The 14,448-nt window shown below is 64.1% G+C and carries 15 protein-coding genes and 1 tRNA gene; 9 read left to right on the top strand and 7 right to left on the bottom strand.

The features are described 5' to 3' along the window. The first annotated feature begins 2 nt into the window (after window positions 1-2). The 3 genes from AC0MRV_RS15130 to AC0MRV_RS15120 all read left to right on the top strand — a co-directional run bounded on the left by AC0MRV_RS15130 (window position 3) and on the right by AC0MRV_RS15120 (window position 2,444). Entirely contained in the window at window positions 3-968 is a 966-nt protein-coding gene (locus AC0MRV_RS15130; protein WP_472765331.1) for a ParB/RepB/Spo0J family partition protein, read from the top strand. Between the two features lie 139 nt (window positions 969-1,107). Beyond that, a complete protein-coding gene (secG, locus tag AC0MRV_RS15125; protein ID WP_472765330.1) occupies window positions 1,108-1,503 on the top strand; it encodes a preprotein translocase subunit SecG in 396 nt (131 codons plus the stop codon). A gap of 35 nt (window positions 1,504-1,538) precedes the next feature. After that, window positions 1,539-2,444 carry a LolA-like protein gene (locus AC0MRV_RS15120; RefSeq protein WP_472765329.1) on the top strand — a complete coding sequence of 302 codons (906 nt, stop codon included), beginning with the start codon at window positions 1,539-1,541 and terminating at the stop codon, window positions 2,442-2,444. Window positions 2,445-2,446: 2 nt separating this feature from the next. Here AC0MRV_RS15120 and AC0MRV_RS15115 read toward each other — a convergent pair whose 3' ends face one another. From AC0MRV_RS15115 to AC0MRV_RS15100, 4 genes are all read right to left on the bottom strand, one after another. Continuing rightward, window positions 2,447-3,817, bottom strand: coding sequence for an MATE family efflux transporter (locus AC0MRV_RS15115; protein WP_472765328.1), 1,371 nt, complete (start codon window positions 3,815-3,817; stop codon window positions 2,447-2,449). Between the two features lie 175 nt (window positions 3,818-3,992). Next, window positions 3,993-4,976 carry a hypothetical protein gene (locus AC0MRV_RS15110; RefSeq protein ID WP_472765327.1) on the bottom strand — a complete coding sequence of 328 codons (984 nt, stop codon included), beginning with the start codon at window positions 4,974-4,976 and terminating at the stop codon, window positions 3,993-3,995. A 26-nt stretch (window positions 4,977-5,002) separates the two neighbouring features. Next, window positions 5,003-5,728, bottom strand: a complete 726-nt coding sequence (gene tmk / locus AC0MRV_RS15105) for a dTMP kinase (protein WP_472765326.1) — start codon at window positions 5,726-5,728, stop codon at window positions 5,003-5,005. An 18-nt stretch (window positions 5,729-5,746) separates the two neighbouring features. Beyond that, on the bottom strand, window positions 5,747-6,856 hold the full coding sequence (locus AC0MRV_RS15100; protein WP_472765325.1) for a PfkB family carbohydrate kinase: 1,110 nt from the start codon (window positions 6,854-6,856) through the stop codon (window positions 5,747-5,749). Between the two features lie 153 nt (window positions 6,857-7,009). On the opposite strand from AC0MRV_RS15100, the gene AC0MRV_RS15095 reads away from it, so the two are divergent. From AC0MRV_RS15095 to AC0MRV_RS15085, 3 genes are read left to right on the top strand one after another with little or no spacing between them, the layout of a single operon-like run. After that, window positions 7,010-7,699 (top strand): MotA/TolQ/ExbB proton channel family protein, encoded by a 690-nt coding sequence (locus tag AC0MRV_RS15095; RefSeq protein WP_472765324.1) that lies wholly within the window; start codon window positions 7,010-7,012, stop codon window positions 7,697-7,699. A gap of 14 nt (window positions 7,700-7,713) precedes the next feature. Continuing rightward, a complete protein-coding gene (locus AC0MRV_RS15090) occupies window positions 7,714-8,145 on the top strand; it encodes an ExbD/TolR family protein (protein ID WP_472765323.1) in 432 nt (143 codons plus the stop codon). Between the two features lie 20 nt (window positions 8,146-8,165). After that, window positions 8,166-9,011, top strand: a complete 846-nt coding sequence (locus tag AC0MRV_RS15085) for a TonB family protein (RefSeq protein ID WP_472765322.1) — start codon at window positions 8,166-8,168, stop codon at window positions 9,009-9,011. Between the two features lie 58 nt (window positions 9,012-9,069). On the opposite strand, the gene AC0MRV_RS15080 is transcribed toward AC0MRV_RS15085, so the two are convergent. Together AC0MRV_RS15080 and AC0MRV_RS15075 are read right to left on the bottom strand one after the other, a co-directional pair. Then, a tRNA-Ala gene (locus AC0MRV_RS15080) sits at window positions 9,070-9,145 on the bottom strand. A gap of 86 nt (window positions 9,146-9,231) precedes the next feature. Further along, window positions 9,232-9,957: a site-2 protease family protein gene (locus tag AC0MRV_RS15075; protein ID WP_472765321.1), complete on the bottom strand. Its 726-nt coding sequence runs from the start codon at window positions 9,955-9,957 to the stop codon at window positions 9,232-9,234. 119 nt (window positions 9,958-10,076) lie between these two features. Here AC0MRV_RS15075 and AC0MRV_RS15070 point away from each other — a divergent pair, with 119 nt between their 5' ends. Beyond that, on the top strand, window positions 10,077-11,615 hold the full coding sequence (locus AC0MRV_RS15070) for a sigma-54-dependent transcriptional regulator (RefSeq protein WP_472765320.1): 1,539 nt from the start codon (window positions 10,077-10,079) through the stop codon (window positions 11,613-11,615). A 41-nt stretch (window positions 11,616-11,656) separates the two neighbouring features. Here AC0MRV_RS15070 and galE read toward each other — a convergent pair whose 3' ends face one another. Next, window positions 11,657-12,640 (bottom strand): UDP-glucose 4-epimerase GalE, encoded by a 984-nt coding sequence (gene galE, locus AC0MRV_RS15065; protein ID WP_472765319.1) that lies wholly within the window; start codon window positions 12,638-12,640, stop codon window positions 11,657-11,659. 55 nt (window positions 12,641-12,695) lie between these two features. Here galE and AC0MRV_RS15060 point away from each other — a divergent pair, with 55 nt between their 5' ends. Both AC0MRV_RS15060 and AC0MRV_RS15055 read left to right on the top strand, forming a co-directional pair. Continuing rightward, window positions 12,696-13,940, top strand: a complete 1,245-nt coding sequence (locus tag AC0MRV_RS15060; protein WP_472765318.1) for a beta-ketoacyl-[acyl-carrier-protein] synthase family protein — start codon at window positions 12,696-12,698, stop codon at window positions 13,938-13,940. A 19-nt stretch (window positions 13,941-13,959) separates the two neighbouring features. Further along, complete coding sequence (locus AC0MRV_RS15055) at window positions 13,960-14,217, top strand: acyl carrier protein (protein ID WP_472765317.1); 258 nt, start codon at window positions 13,960-13,962, stop codon at window positions 14,215-14,217. Window positions 14,218-14,448 lie beyond the last annotated feature (231 nt).

Below are 14,448 nucleotides of genomic sequence, written 5' to 3'. Positions count from 1 at the left end.
CCATGGCTGCATCCAAATCCCGACTCGGCCGCGGTCTCGGCGGACTCATCGCCGCCGCGTCTCCCGCCAAATCTCCCACCGCCCAAGCGGCTGCCAAAGCCGTGGGTAATCTCAAGGGCGGCGACGGTAAAAACGCTCCCGCCGCCAAATCGGAGGAACCGCCCGCCACGCCAGGGTTCGAGGATCTGCCCATTGGCCAGATCGAACCGAGCCCTTATCAGGCGCGCCGCGAAATTCAGGCCGAGCACCTCAACGAGCTGGCCGAAAGCATCAAGGCCGAGGGCCTGCTGCAGCCGATCGTCGTCCGCAAGCTGAAGGACAAACAATATGAGCTCATCGCCGGCGAACGCCGTTGGCGTGCCTACCAGGTCCTTAAACTCAAGACGATCCCGGCCCGTGTCGTCGAGGCGACCAACGCCTCCGCCGCCGCGCTCGGCCTCATCGAGAACCTCCAGCGCGAAGGCCTCAATCCCATCGACGAGGCTTATGGTTATGCCAGCCTCATTCGCGACTTCGACCTCACGCAGGAGCAGGCCGCCGACCGCGTGGGCAAAAGCCGCGCCTCCGTGGCCAATACCCTGCGCCTGCTTTCCCTCGATGCGGAACTGCAGGGCTACGTGGCCAAGGCCATTCTCAGCGTCGGTCACGCCAAGGTCCTGCTCGGCGTCGAGAGTCCGGCCGAGCGCGCCGTGCTCGCGCGGCGAGTGATCGAGGACGGTCTCAGCGTGCGTGCCACCGAAAAACTGGTGCAGGACAAAAAGTCCGGCCGCAGTTCGACCGCCAGAGCCAAGAAGGGCGGTAGCGCCGCCGAAGTCGCCGCCATCACCGGCATTGAGAAGAAGCTCACGTCCCACCTCGGTGCCCGGGTGGCCCTCAAGCACAGTGGCAAGAAGGGCCAGATCGTCATCCAATACGCCGGCAACGACGACCTCGCGCGCATCCTTGAGAAACTCGGCGTCGAAGCCTGAGCATCCTTCCGCTGTAGCTGCGAGCGTGAGCGAGTGGCCCCTGCATCCGCCACTCCCTCGCACCCGCAGCCACCCTCAAACCCCGTTTTCCCGCGGCATTGACAAGCCCTGCCGCCAACTGCTCAGTTAGCCCTTTTCCATGAATCTCCTCATCGCGATTTTCACCTTCATCCTCATCATTGTGTCCGTCGCACTGGTGTTGCTCGTCCTCATGCAAAAGGCCAAGAGCGACGGCGGCATGGGTGCCGCCCTCGGCGGCGGCGCGGCCGAAGCCACCTTTGGCGCCGATACTGGCAACGTCCTCACGACGGCCACCATCCGCGGTGCGATCGCCTTCTTCGTGCTCAGCCTGCTGCTCTATCTCGGTCACATCTATGTGCGCAACGCTGCCCAGGCTGAAGCCGATGCCGCGCTCCCTTCGATTGAGGCCCCGGCCAACAGCGAAGCCGCCATGCCGGACTTTGGTGCGACGATGACCGACGAGGCCTCGACCACCGAGGAAGCTGCTCCGGCCACCACGGAACCCAATCCCTGATTTTCGAGTCCTTGGCACGCATGCAGCGTTGCCCCGTGAACTTTCCCAGGCAGGCCGCCCGCGCGGTCTGCCTTTTTTGTGCGGTTGGCCTGCTGGCGCTCATCTTGGGCGCACCGGCGGCATCGGCGCAGCAGAAGGGCAATCGCCTGCGCCCACGCTACCTGTCCGACGAGGCCGATCCGGCTCGCGGCGTGGAGGTGATGCAGCACTTCCGCAGTCTGGGGATCGCCGGCGACTACTATTTGGAATTCGACCTCGAGGTGCTGCCTCGCCGCGGCGAACGCTCGACCGTGCGCGGTCGGATGTGGGGTTCACGCAATGCGGTCGGCCCCATTTTTCGCGCCGACCTGAGGGCGCCCGAATCACTGGCCGCGCTGGATCGTCTGCTCGGTCAAAACGGCCCGACGCCGCAGGCTTGGCGCTACTCGCCACCGGCAATCGGCACCGATTCTACCGCGGTCGCCGTGACGCAACTTACGCCCGAGACCTTGCTCGATCCGATCGGCGGCACCGGTCTCTCCATGTTTGAGCTGCAGATGCCCTTCATTTATTGGCCGGAGTTTGTCTACGAAGGCGTCACGCGGGTGCGCGGTCGGGCGGTGCATGCCTTCCTGATGTATCCGCCGGATGCATTCGCGGCGGTTCATCCGGAGATCGCCGGTGTGCGGTTGCACCTCGACGCGCAGTTCAACGCCCTCATGCAGGCCGTGATTTTGGACGGCGATGAACAGCCCGAACGCAAGCTGACCGTGCTGGACCTCAAGAAACTGGGGGAGCAATGGATCGTGAAGTCGATCGACGTGCGCGACGAAGCAACCCGCGACAAAGTGCGCTTTGAAGTGCGCGGCGCTGCGCTGGGCCTGGAGTTTACGCCCAGTCTGTTCACCCCCGAGGCACTCACCGAGAACTTCGGCGCCCCCAACGGGGTCGAGTGGTTCTAGCCTCAGGCCTCGGCCAGACTGGCCGTCACGCCATCACGGCTACGCTGCGCGTGGGGCAGCCATTCCCGCCGCCGCCAGCGGCGCAGCATGATGAAACCGCGGAACGTTTCGTCCACGATCATGGCCGTCCACAAACCGGGCAGACCGAGCTCGAGCGTGATGCCGAGGAACCACGAGAGCGGCACCCACAGGCCCCACATGCCGATCAGGCCCAGCTTGAGCGGGAAGCGCACATCGCCGGTCGCGCGCAGGCCGCACACCATCGTCATGTTGAAGAGCCGCCCGGGTTCGATGAGCAGGGTCATTTTCAGCAGGAAGGCGCCCATCGTGATCACGGCCGCATCATCGCTGAACCAAGAGAGGATCCAGCCGCCCCAGATGGCGTTGGGCAGCACGGCCAACCCGACCACGACGAGGCCGATTTTCAGGGTCTTCAGCAGGCGGTGATAGGCCGCCTCAAATTCACCGGCGCCGACCTGGTGACCGAGGATGATCTCGTTGGCCAGCGCGAGGGCGAAGCTGAAGGTGAAGACCACGTGCATCACGTTCATGGTGTAGGACTGCACGGCCAGCGCGGTCGCGCCCATTCGCGCCGTGAAGGTGGTGATGGTCATGAAGGCCAACCACCAACAAAGGTGTTCGCCGGCCGAGGGCGCGCCGATGCTGAGGATGCGTTTCAGGCGATTCAGCGGCACGCGCACAAAACTGAGCGCGGACAGCCGCACGCCCGTCCGCTTGCGTAGCAACACCCAAAAGACGGCCGCCGCCACGACGCGACTGAACGCGGTCGCCAAAGCCACGCCGACGATACCCATGCGGGGAGCGCCGAAGAGGCCGAACAGCAGGATCGCGTTGCCGGCGGCGTTGATGCCGTTCTGCAGCAGCGTCACCCACATCGCATCGGCGGCACGACCGTGGGCCCGCAGGATGGCGCCCACTGCGACGTTGTGGGCTTCCAGCCAGAGGGTCGCCCCGAGAATGACCAGGTAAGGTTCGGCGTAGGGGAAGAGCTTGTCCGGCAGGCTCATCCAGCCGAGCAGACGACCGGCGTTGAGCGTGATGAGGAGGCTGATCGCCATGCCGAGCCAGAGGTTGACCGCAATCGCCGTGGCCGCCGTGGCCTGCGCGCCGCGACGGTCGTTTCCGCCCAGACTGTGGGTCACGACCACGCTGCTGCCGATGCCCACGAAGCCGAAGATCATGATCGCCAGCACGACAAACTGGTGGGCAACGCCGAGCCCGGCGACGGCGTCGTCCGAGATCGTGCTGACCATCAGCACGTCGATCGTGCTGGTGAGCACATGCAGCGCGTTCTCGACAAAGATCGGCAACGCGATGGCAAAGAGGGTGGGACGGACGACGGACGACGACATGAAGCTGAAGCGAAACGGTCACGCTGCCACGCGGGGGAAGGTCCCGGCAAGCGGTTGCTTTGCGCTACCGATAGAGCGTTAAGCGCCAGCGCTGTAGCCGGGGTCGGTGATCCCGGTTGGAACGAAGAACGACGAACCGGGCTCGACGAGCCCGGCTACAGTCGCGTCCGCTGTTTTATTTCCGCGCCGCCCAGAGGCGCAGCGACTGCAGCAGGAAGCTCTCGAGCGCAGCCTGCGCGTTCAGGTTTACGCGCAGCAGGCCGACGGCGTGTTCAAGTTTTTCGACCGCCCCCGTGAAGGCGCGCCGGTAGGATTCGTCCCCGGTGCTGATGCGTTCCAGGGCGAAATCACGCGTCGCGTGTTCGATGCCGGCGAAGAGCTTCAGGCGGAGGCCATTGGCTAGACCGGTTTCGATGGCGACTTTTTCGTCATCTTCGAGGTCGGCCGGCAGGCTGCCTTTCTGCGCCTTCCAGGCCTCGGCGGTGGCGGCGTCGAGGATGACGCCAAATCGCGCGGTGAGCCCGTAGGCGCCGAACACGGCGTCGGCGGCGGCCTTGCGGTCGCTGACGCCGGCCGAGAGGCGACTGAGCCATTCGCGGTAGTCTTCAATCCACGCGCGCCAGCCGTCGGGCAGAAATCCGACTTCGGCCGACGGGAAACGAAAATTCAGGCAGCGACTGCGAATCGTGGGCAGCAGCGAGTAGGGGCGGGTGGTGAGCACCAGCAGCGTCGTGTTGGCCGGCGGCTCCTCCAGCGTTTTGAGGAAGACGTTGGCGGTCGCGATGTTCATGCGATCGGCCTCGTGCACGATGCCGACCTTGTGGTCGCCGGAGGACGCGGAAACCGCGATTTTGCGGATGAACTCACGCATGGTCCCGGGATCATCGGCGCTTTTACCGGCCTTGATCTGGCGCATCTTGCCGGCGGGGCGCAGGCTGAAGCAGTCGGGGTGTTCGTCCGGCGAGAAGCGCGGGCCGCCCGCATCCGGATTGGGGTAAAGCAGCCGGTCGGCGATGGCGTGCGAGACGGCGACGAGGGTTTCGTATTCGTCGCCGGTGATCAGCAGGCTGTGCGAAAGGCGGCCGCTGACGATGGCCCGTTCGATGACGGCCACAGCGGGCGTGCCTTGCAGGGAATCGGGCCAGGCGAGGGCGGGCATCCGGGGTGGCGTGAGCGCAGGTCGCGCTACTTCTTGGCGGCCTTTTTCTTTTTCGCGGCCTTCTTCTTCGGCTCGCTCGGCTTGGCCGGTTTGGCCGCGGCTTTGAGCCCGAGCACCTTCTTCGCGACCTTCCAGATGTCCTGCTCGATCTGGTTTTCGGTCTGGGTGCCGTCGACCACCACGATGCGCTCAGGCAGGCTTTGGGCCAGGAGCAGGTAGCCCTTGCGGACCTTCTTGTAGAAGTCGATGTTCTCGCGCTCCATGCGATCCGGCACGTCGGAGGCGCGCTGGCGAATCCGCTTCTTGGATACCGTGGGCGGCACGTCGAGGACGACGGTGAGGGTCGGCATGACGTTGCCGACCGCGAAGTGGTTGATGAGGCTGACGGGGTCGGAGGCCAGGTTGCGCGCGATGCCCTGGTAAACCGTGGACGAATCCATGAAACGATCGCTCAGCACGATCGTGCTCTTGAGCAGCGCCGGCGCGATGACCTCGCGGACCAGTTGGGCGCGGGCCGCCGCGAAGAGCAGCAGCTCGGTCTCGGCGCACATCTCGTCACCACCGGAGTTGTGCACGATGATGTTGCGCACCTGCTCGCCGATCTCGGTGCCACCGGGTTCGCGCACGCTGAGGACATCGACGTCGAGCTTGGCGAGGCGTTTGGCGAGGCGGGCAATCTGGGTCGACTTACCGCTGCCTTCAGCGCCTTCAAAGGAAATGAGTTTACCCAAGGGTTTTTCTTTCAGGGGCATGGTTCGAAAGTGGAGGAGTTACTGCCAGTTGGCGAGGAAGGTTTGCAGATCGGCGATGGTCGGGCTCTGGCCGGTGCGAACGTAGTGACCGCTGGTGCAGACGCCGGTGGTGAGGCAGGCCTCGGGTTCGAGGCCGAGCAGTTGGCCGAGCGAGAAGCCCGCGTTGAAGTGGTCGCCGGCACCGGTGGTGATCTTGGGCTTGGCGGTGTAGGGGCCGGGCACCCAGGCGGTCCCGTCGGCGGTGGCGCAGGCGGCGGACTCCTTCGGGTGCACCACCACGGCGGCGTAGTCGAGCTTGCCGCGGATGTCAGCGGCGAGCTGGCGCAAGCCGGCCTCATCCTCGGCCAGCGGATGAAAACCGAGGCCGAGGTGCACCTGCTGGGCTTCCTTGAGGTTGAGGCCGAGCGTGACGCGGCCGAAAGCGCCGAACTTTCCGATGACCTCGAGCGCCTCGAGGAGGTCGGCCCGGGAACGTTTTTCGGGGTCGGCGAGGTCGAAGAAGAAAACGCGATCCTTGGCCGGTAGCTGCGGATAAACCGTCTCGGTGAGCTGCCGGAAGATGTCCGTCATGTTTGGAATCATCGTCCAGTTGACGAGGGCGACGAGGTCGGCGGCACCGAGCGCGCGGCGCAGGGCCTCGGGGCCGGTCTTTTGTTCGATGCGTTCGAAGGTGATTTCGTCGAGGCTGCGCATCTGCCCCAACATCAGTTTCCCGTCCTCAAATTCGACCGCGATGGTCGAGGCCGGATCGCACAGGGTCACGCACTCGGCGCGGCTGGCCATTTCCTGGAACACCGGGTGGATGGCGACCTGGCCGAGGGCGCCGATGTATTTGAGGGTCACACCGTGCTCCAGCAGGGCCTTGGCCATGATGGGGCCGTTGCCGCCCAGCTTGTCCATGCGCGGGTAGAACTCGAGGTTGGTGCTCTTGCCGGATGCAGCGAGGATGCGCTTGCCGAAATCGGAGATGGTTGGGATGGGCTCGAAGTCTTCGCCCTGGCCGTTGCGCAGTGCGACGGGGGTGACGATCGTGTCGACGAAACCGTCGAGTCCCACCACGGCGAGTTTTTGGCCGGAGCGTGGCGCGGCGTCAGCGAGGGCGGAGAGGGTTTTGGCGCGAAAGTCCATGGGCAAGAGTCGGGTCGGCGGGCAAGGGGACAGACCGAAGGCGGACGCGAACGCCGCCGCAACCATGAAAGCGTTGTAACACCGCGCGATTGCACGGGTTTTCCATTGAAGCGGGGCGGGGTAGCGCCCACTGCTTGGACAGTCGTATCGCCTGTGATTTACCCTCTGTTTGCCGTCACCAATGTCATCCAATCGTTCCTGACCTCGGGACTGGTTGGTCAAATCATCACCGTCGGGCTCGTGATCTTCAGCTTCATCGCTTGGTCGATCATGATCGACAAGCACATGGAGCTGAAACGGCTTCGCGCGCTGAACCTGAGTTTCGAGCACCGTCTGCGCAGCGAGCGCACGCTGCTCGACGCGCCCGAAACCTACCGCGAGCGTCGCGCGATTCCCTATGGCGACCTGTTCGCCGACGCGCTGGAAGCGTATTGGCGCGCCGCTGACATCGGCCGGGAAAAGGGCGTCGACACCTCGCGCGCCCGCCTCGAGCACATGGAGAATGCCCTGCAACGCGCGCTCGGCCGACAGGTCCTGCGCTACGAATCCAACATGGTCTTCCTCGCCACCATCGTTTCGGGCGCGCCCTTCATGGGTCTGCTCGGCACCGTCTGGGGCGTGATGGACGCCTTCAGCGCGGTGGCGGTGCAACAGACGGCCAGCATTCAAACGCTCGCGCCCGGTGTATCCGCCGCGCTGCTCACCACGGTAGCCGGCCTCATTGTCGCGATCCCGTCGGTCTTCGGCTACAATTTCCTCTTCGCGAGCACCAAGCGCCTGATCACGGAGATCGAGAACTACGCCAGCTCCCTGGCCGACCGCCTCGAACTCGAATCAAGCTGAGCCTCGCCGTCGCCATGGCCCGCAACTTCCGCCGTCAACGCCAGTCCGCTCCGATCTCGGAGTTGAACGTGACCAACCTCATCGACTTGGGGTTCACGTTGTTGATCGTGTTCATGATCGCGACGCCGCTGATCAATCAGGAGCAGACGATCCCCATCGACTTGCCGGTAGAGTCGCAGAGTGAACAGACTCCGCCCGATCCCGACACCCAATTTGTGACCATCGCCATCCGTTCCGATGGCAGCGTTTCGCTGAGCGGCGAGATCATCCCCATCTCCGCGCTGGGCGACGCCCTCGACATTTACGCCCAACAGGACGAACCGCCGGTGTTTCGTCTGCGCTCGGATGCGAACGCCACGGCGCAACATATCGTCGGGGTAATGGATGCCCTGAAGGCGAAGCGTCTTTCGCGGATCACAATCGACACCCAGGTGTCTGCTCCCTAGCCGACCCGCCGCGCGCCACCATGACCCCGAGCAGCATCAACACTTCGTCCAAGCCCATGCCGCAGGCGACGACCCTGTCGTTGTTGCTGCATGCGAGTGCGATCGGACTGCTGATCCTCGCCGCGTGGTGGTCCCGTCGCGTGCATGACGACCCGCCGATGCCCTTCGAGTTGGTCGCAGGCCCTGGCGACAACTACGCCGCGCTCGAAGCGCCGGCGCAGCCGGTGACGGAACCCACGGTTCAGCTCAAACTGCCCGACCCACCGCCCGTGCAGGAGCGTCCCAAACCGCAGCCCAAGGTGGAAACCCCGCCGCCGCAACCGAAGCCGCAACCGCAACCGCGCGAGGTGAAACGCGAACCGACGCCGGTGAAGATCGAGAAAGCGCCGGAAAAACCACCGGTGAAGGTCGAACCGGCGCCTGAACGTCTGACTTTCAACGACTTTGTGGCCGAGAACGGCAAGCCCACGGCCAAGCCCGTCAAACAGACGGCCCCCGCGCCGATTCGCACCAAGAGTATCGACGTCAGCAGCGTGACCAATTTCACCCGCGTCTCCACTGGAGCGGGTGGCACGGCCATGACGCGCCAGGAGGTCGACCTTACCCGGGCCTACGTGCAAATGATCATCGACCGCGTGCGGGAGTCGATGGAGCGCGCGGGCATCACCGAAATCCGCGACGCCAGTGTGGAGTTCACCGTGACCCTCACCGGCGCCATCGAGAATCCGCAGATCGCGCGCTCCTCGGGCAGTGCGTCCTTTGACCGCGCCGTGCTGGCCGCGTTTCGCACGATCCGCCCCGCCGGCAAACCGCCGACCGGGCGAGCCGAGCGGTTTCGAGCCAACGTGAATCTCAGCGGCGGCTGAGCGGCCGTTGCGGATGGACGCAAAAAAACCGGACGGGCTGCGTCCGGTTTTCTCAAATTGGTGGACCCTAGCAGGATCGAACTGCTGACCTCCTCAATGCCATTGAGGCGCTCTTCCAGCTGAGCTAAGGGCCCGTAAGGGAACGGGGACAATCAGGGCCGGAAGAGCGATGGCAAGGAGTTTTTTCGGATTCCCTGCGAAGTTTTTGTCGGAGCCCTTGTTACAGCGGTGGAGGCACGCCTGCGTCGCGATAGAGTCGGGCCAAGGTCTCACGCCAACGTTCTTCGTCGGCGAGCTGTCGGCGCAGGTTCCGCAGCTCCATTTCGCCCGCCACGAAGATGAAGACGAACAGCGCAATCCCCATCCAATGCGGCTGCGGCCAGGGCAACCAGACGAACAGGACGATACCGGTCACGGCGAGTGCCTTGCTCAGCCCCACCGCCCAGCGTGTCGCGACGAGATAGTCCAGTCGCAGCGAAAGCAGGGCCCGAAGCACACGCCCTCCGTCCATCGGGAAAATCGGCAGGAGGTTGAAGAGTCCCATCACGATGTTTACCGCGACGAGGTAGCGGCTCAGCTCCTCGAAGGTCGCCGGCAGCAGCAAGGGGTTCCAGTCGGGAGGGAAACGCACCCCCATGGCGAAGCCGATCAGGACGAGCGCCAGGTTCACCGCCGGCCCGGCCAGAGCGATGAGCAATTCCTCGGCGGGGCGGCGGGGAATCCGGTCAAACGCCGCCATGCCGCCAATGGGGAACAGCACCACCGCCGCCGTGTTGACGCCGAAACGTTTGGCCATGAGCGCATGGCCAAATTCGTGCAGCACCACACAGGTGAAGGCCGCCAGCACGAAACCCAGGATCCAGGCGGCTCCCAGCCACCCTCCGACCTGCCATCCCTCCCACGCGAGGTAGCCCAGCAGGCCCAGAAAGGTCCAATGTAACGACAACGGAATTCCGCCCAAACGGCACAAGTGCATTGACCACCGTAACACGGCCTCTAATCAGGCCGTCGCGCCGTCCCGTTGCCAGCCTCTTCCGTGCGGGCCGGATTTGTCTGTCTATCGCGATGTCCAGCTCCACTTCCACGCCCCCCACCATCCTCATCATCGATGATGACGCGGAGATCCGCTATTCGCTCGGCCGCGTCCTATCGTCGGGCAATTACACCATCATCGAGGCCGCCAGTGGCGAAGAGGGGGTCGCCATGGTCAAGAAGGGCCCGCTGCCCGATCTCGTGTTCCTCGACATCCGGATGGGCGGGATGAGTGGCATTGAGGCCTTGCAGCACATCCGCGGCGCCAACCCGAAGCAGTTGGTCGTGCTCATGACCGCCTTTGGCACCGCGCAGACCGCCATCGAGGCGATGAAATTCGGCGCCTTCGATTACATCATGAAGCCCTTCGATCCGACGAAGGTGCTCTCCCTCGCGGCCAACGCCCTCCAGGCCAACCGCGAGATGGATGCGGTGGGCGATTACAAGCCGACCATCAACAGCGAGGACTACAAGGAAGGCATCGTTGGCTCCTCCGCCGCCATGCAGGAGGTGTTCAAGATCATCGGTCAGGTCACCGCCAGTGATGTGACGGTGATGATCACCGGCGAGAGCGGCACCGGCAAAGAGCTCGTCGCACGTTCCATTTGGAAGCACAGCCATCGCTCGTCCAAACCCTTCATCGCCGTCAACTGCGCGGCCATTCCGGACAACCTCATCGAGAGCGAACTCTTCGGCCACGAGAAGGGCTCCTTCACCGGTGCCACCGGCCAACGCATCGGCAAGTTTGAGCTCTGCGACGGCGGCACGATCTTCCTCGATGAAATTGGCGACATGGCGCTCGCCACGCAGACGAAGATCCTGCGCGTTCTCCAGCAGGGCGAGATTCAGCGCGTCGGCGGCACCGATACCATCAAGGTCGACGTGCGCATCATCGCCGCCACCAACAAGAACCTTGAGGAGATGGTGCCGGCCAAGGAGTTCCGCGAGGACCTCTACTACCGCCTCAACGTCGTGCGCATCAAAATGCCGCCGCTGCGCGAACGCGCCGACGACATCCCGCAGATCGTTGATTTCTGTCTCCAAAACCTCGTCAAACAGCGCAAGACCCGCGTGTCCAAGGTCTCGCCCGAGGCCATCGACGTGCTGCGTCGCCACCGCTGGCACGGCAACGTGCGCGAGCTGGAAAATGTGATCTATCGCAGCGCGGTCATCGCGCAGGGCGACGCGATCCTGCCCAAGGACCTGCCGGTCGAAATCCGCTCGGCGGTCGGCGCATCGACGACGCTTCCGCCCATGGCCGATGGCGCCACGCCGCCCATGACGGAATCCGCCGAGCCCATGACCGCCGCACCGAGCGGCACGGAGTCCAGCGAAGCCCCGGCCGCTCCGGTCGCCGCCAGCGGTGGTGGGCTCACCTTGGAGAAGGCCTTCGACTTTCTGCGGGACAACCTGCCCGAGGGCGAGGAACCGATTCTGGCCCGGATTGAGCGCGAGATGGTCGTGCGCGTCCTGGCTGCGGTGGAAGGCAACCAAGCCAAAGCCGCCGAGCGTCTCGGCATGACCCGCACGACGCTCCGCAAACGGATCGAAACCTACGGGCTGAAGGACTGAGCTGCGGCGGCCCGACATGGTGGCAGCCGACAAAGGCGCGCTCAGTAACCGTCCGGGTGCTGGCTGTGCCAGGCCCAGGCCGTGGCGACGATCGGCTCGATCTCGGTGTATTTGACCTCCCAGCCGAGTTCGGCCTTGGCCTTCGCCGAATCGGCATAGAGCGCGGGCGGATCACCCGCGCGGCGAGGGGCCATTTCGTAGGGCACCGTTTTGCCGGAAACCTTTTCCACCGCCCGGATCACCTCCAACACCGAAGTCGGGGTGCCCGTGCCAAGATTGTAGAACAGACCCGTGCCCGGCTCGCTCAGCTTGTCAAAGACCGCAATGTGCGCGCGGCTGAGGTCATCGACGTGCACGTAGTCCCGCAGGCAAGTGCCGTCCGGGGTGGGGTAGTCGTCGCCGAATACCTTGAGCGGCGGACGGCGTCCCAGCGCGGCGTCGATCGCCAGCGGGATGAGATGGGTTTCGGGGTCATGGGCCTCGCCGATCGTCGCGTCCTCGGCGGCGCCGGCGGCGTTGAAATAGCGGAAGGCCGCGAAACTCAGGCCGTGGGCATGGGCGAGCGCCTTGAGCGCGTTCTCGATATCGAGCTTGGTCTGGCCGTAGGGGTTGATCGGCGCCTGCGGCAGGTCCTCGGTGATCGGCATCGACTGCGGGATGCCGAAGGTCGCGCAGGTTGAGGAGAACACGAAACGCTTCACGTTCTTGGCCAACATCGTCTCCAGCAGACGCAGCGTCGCGACGACATTGTTGAAATAATACTTCAGCGGATCGGTCACCGACTCACCCACGTAAGCGAAGGCGGCAAAATGCATCACGAGGTCGATCTGCTCCTGCTCGAGGATCGGGCCGACCACCGCCGGATCCCCCAAGTCGCCTTCGTAGAAGGGGATACCCTCGGTCAAGGCCCCGCGGTGACCGAAGACCAGATTATCGAGCACGACGGGTCGATGACCCGCCGCCACCAGTTGGCGGACGCAGTGGCTGCCGATGTAACCGGCACCTCCGATGACGAGGACGTTCATTGCCGAGGCTTGTATTGCCTTACGCCAGCACTTGGCTAGCGGTTTTTGTTTCAGCATGTCGTATCAACCGCCCCGCATCGTCATCACCGGTATCGGACTCACCGCCCCCAACGGCAACACGCTGGCGGAATACCGCCAGAACCTGCTCGACGGCGTCTCGGGCGTGCAACCGTTCGATGTGCGCTACATGGGCAAACTGCTCGCGGGCGTGTGTGATTTCGACGCGCTCAAATACCAGAAGCGCAAAGAGGTCCGGGTGGGCACCCGCGCCGGCTCGATCTCCATCTATTGCGCCCGGGAGGCGGTGGCTGACAGCGGCCTGGATCTGGAATCCTTCGAGAAGGACCGCATCGGCATTTATATCGGCACCACCGAGCACGGCAATGTCGAGACCGAGAACGAGATCTACGCCATCTCGAAATTCGACTACGACACCAAGTTCTGGTCGCACTACCACAACCCCCGCACGGTCGCCAACAACCCGGCGGGCGAGGTCTCGCTCAACCTCGGCATCACCGGACCAGCCTACGCCATCGGCGCCGCCTGCGCCGCCGGCAACCTCGGTCTGATTCACGCCGCGCAAATGCTGCGCCTCGGTGAGGTCGATTTCGCCATCTGCGGCGGCGTCAGCGAGAGCATCCATACCTTCGGCATCTTCGCCGGCTTCAAATCCCAGGGCGCGCTCGCCACCCACAAGGACCCGGCCAAGGCTTCGCGTCCCTTCGACAAGGACCGCAACGGCATCGTCGTCTCCGAGGGTGGGGCGCTCTACACCCTCGAACGCCTCGAAGACGCCCAAAAACGCGGCGCCAAGATTTATGGCGAGATCGCCGGCTATTGCGTCAACAGCGACGCCAGCGACTACGTATTGCCCAACCCGACCCGCCAGGCCGAGTGTGTGCGCAAGGCCCTCAAATCCGCCGGCCTGCAGGCCTCCGATATCCACATCGTCAATACGCACGCCACCGCCACGCCGCAGGGCGACATTCAGGAGTGCGGGGCGCTGCGCGAGGTGTTTGGCGAGGGGTGCCCCGACACCTACGTGAACAACACCAAGAGCTTCATCGGTCACGCCATGGGCGCGGCCGGCGCGCTGGAGTTGGCCGGCAACATCCCGTCCTTCGAGGACAAGGTCGTGCACCCGTCCATCAACGTCGACAACCTCGACCCGCAGTGCGCGTTGCCCGGCCTCGTGCTCAACCAGCCCAAGGCGGTCGGCAAAGTGGACACGATTCTCAATAATTCCTTCGGCATGCTGGGCATAAATTCCACGTTGATCGTGAAGCGGTTTGTTGCCTAAGTTCGTCGTTTTTTCCGCTATGACCAAAGAAGAAACCAAGCAGGTGGTGATCGACATCATCGCCGATGTTGCTCCCGACGAAGATCTTACAAACATCAAGCCGGACGTGCGCCTGCGTGATCAGCTCGAGCTCGATTCGATGGATTTCCTCGATATCGTCATGGAGCTCCGCAAGCGCCACAACATCGAGGTGCCCGAGGCCGACTATCCCCAGCTCGCCTCCCTCGACAGTTGCGCCGAATACCTCACCCCCAAGTTCGAAGCACTCGGCAAATAAGCCGCCTCGTTTCGAACGAAACCCACTTCTCAACCGAGTCCCCTCGCGGACTCGGTTTTTTTGCGCCCATCTGACGCCGTTTTTTTAACCACGGATGGACACGGATGGCTTCGCCTACCGGCTACGCGCTGAATCAATAACAAAGAAGAGGCGAAACGGTAGTGGAGCCCATTCGTGTTCATCCGTGGTTAAGAAAAAGCAGTGCCTCTCGGTCCACCGGGCGCTTGCGCG

It is taken from the genome of Actomonas spartinae, from assembly GCF_051209155.1.
In the GTDB taxonomy this organism is placed as follows: Bacteria; Verrucomicrobiota; Verrucomicrobiia; order Opitutales; family Opitutaceae; genus Actomonas.
This window is presented reverse-complemented; position numbering and strand designations above follow the sequence as displayed.

Coding starts and splice junctions, on each gene's coding strand:
- AC0MRV_RS15130 (WP_472765331.1), top strand. CDS start 3: ATGGCTGCATCCAAATCCCGACTCGGCCGCGGTCTCGGCGGACTCATC.
- secG (WP_472765330.1), top strand. CDS start 1,108: ATGAATCTCCTCATCGCGATTTTCACCTTCATCCTCATCATTGTGTCC.
- AC0MRV_RS15115 (WP_472765328.1), bottom strand. CDS start 3,817: ATGTCGTCGTCCGTCGTCCGTCCCACCCTCTTTGCCATCGCGTTGCCG.
- AC0MRV_RS15110 (WP_472765327.1), bottom strand. CDS start 4,976: ATGCCCGCCCTCGCCTGGCCCGATTCCCTGCAAGGCACGCCCGCTGTG.
- tmk (WP_472765326.1), bottom strand. CDS start 5,728: ATGCCCCTGAAAGAAAAACCCTTGGGTAAACTCATTTCCTTTGAAGGC.
- AC0MRV_RS15100 (WP_472765325.1), bottom strand. CDS start 6,856: ATGGACTTTCGCGCCAAAACCCTCTCCGCCCTCGCTGACGCCGCGCCA.
- AC0MRV_RS15090 (WP_472765323.1), top strand. CDS start 7,714: ATGGCCCGCAACTTCCGCCGTCAACGCCAGTCCGCTCCGATCTCGGAG.
- AC0MRV_RS15085 (WP_472765322.1), top strand. CDS start 8,166: ATGACCCCGAGCAGCATCAACACTTCGTCCAAGCCCATGCCGCAGGCG.
- AC0MRV_RS15070 (WP_472765320.1), top strand. CDS start 10,077: ATGTCCAGCTCCACTTCCACGCCCCCCACCATCCTCATCATCGATGAT.
- galE (WP_472765319.1), bottom strand. CDS start 12,640: ATGAACGTCCTCGTCATCGGAGGTGCCGGTTACATCGGCAGCCACTGC.
- AC0MRV_RS15060 (WP_472765318.1), top strand. CDS start 12,696: ATGTCGTATCAACCGCCCCGCATCGTCATCACCGGTATCGGACTCACC.
- AC0MRV_RS15055 (WP_472765317.1), top strand. CDS start 13,960: ATGACCAAAGAAGAAACCAAGCAGGTGGTGATCGACATCATCGCCGAT.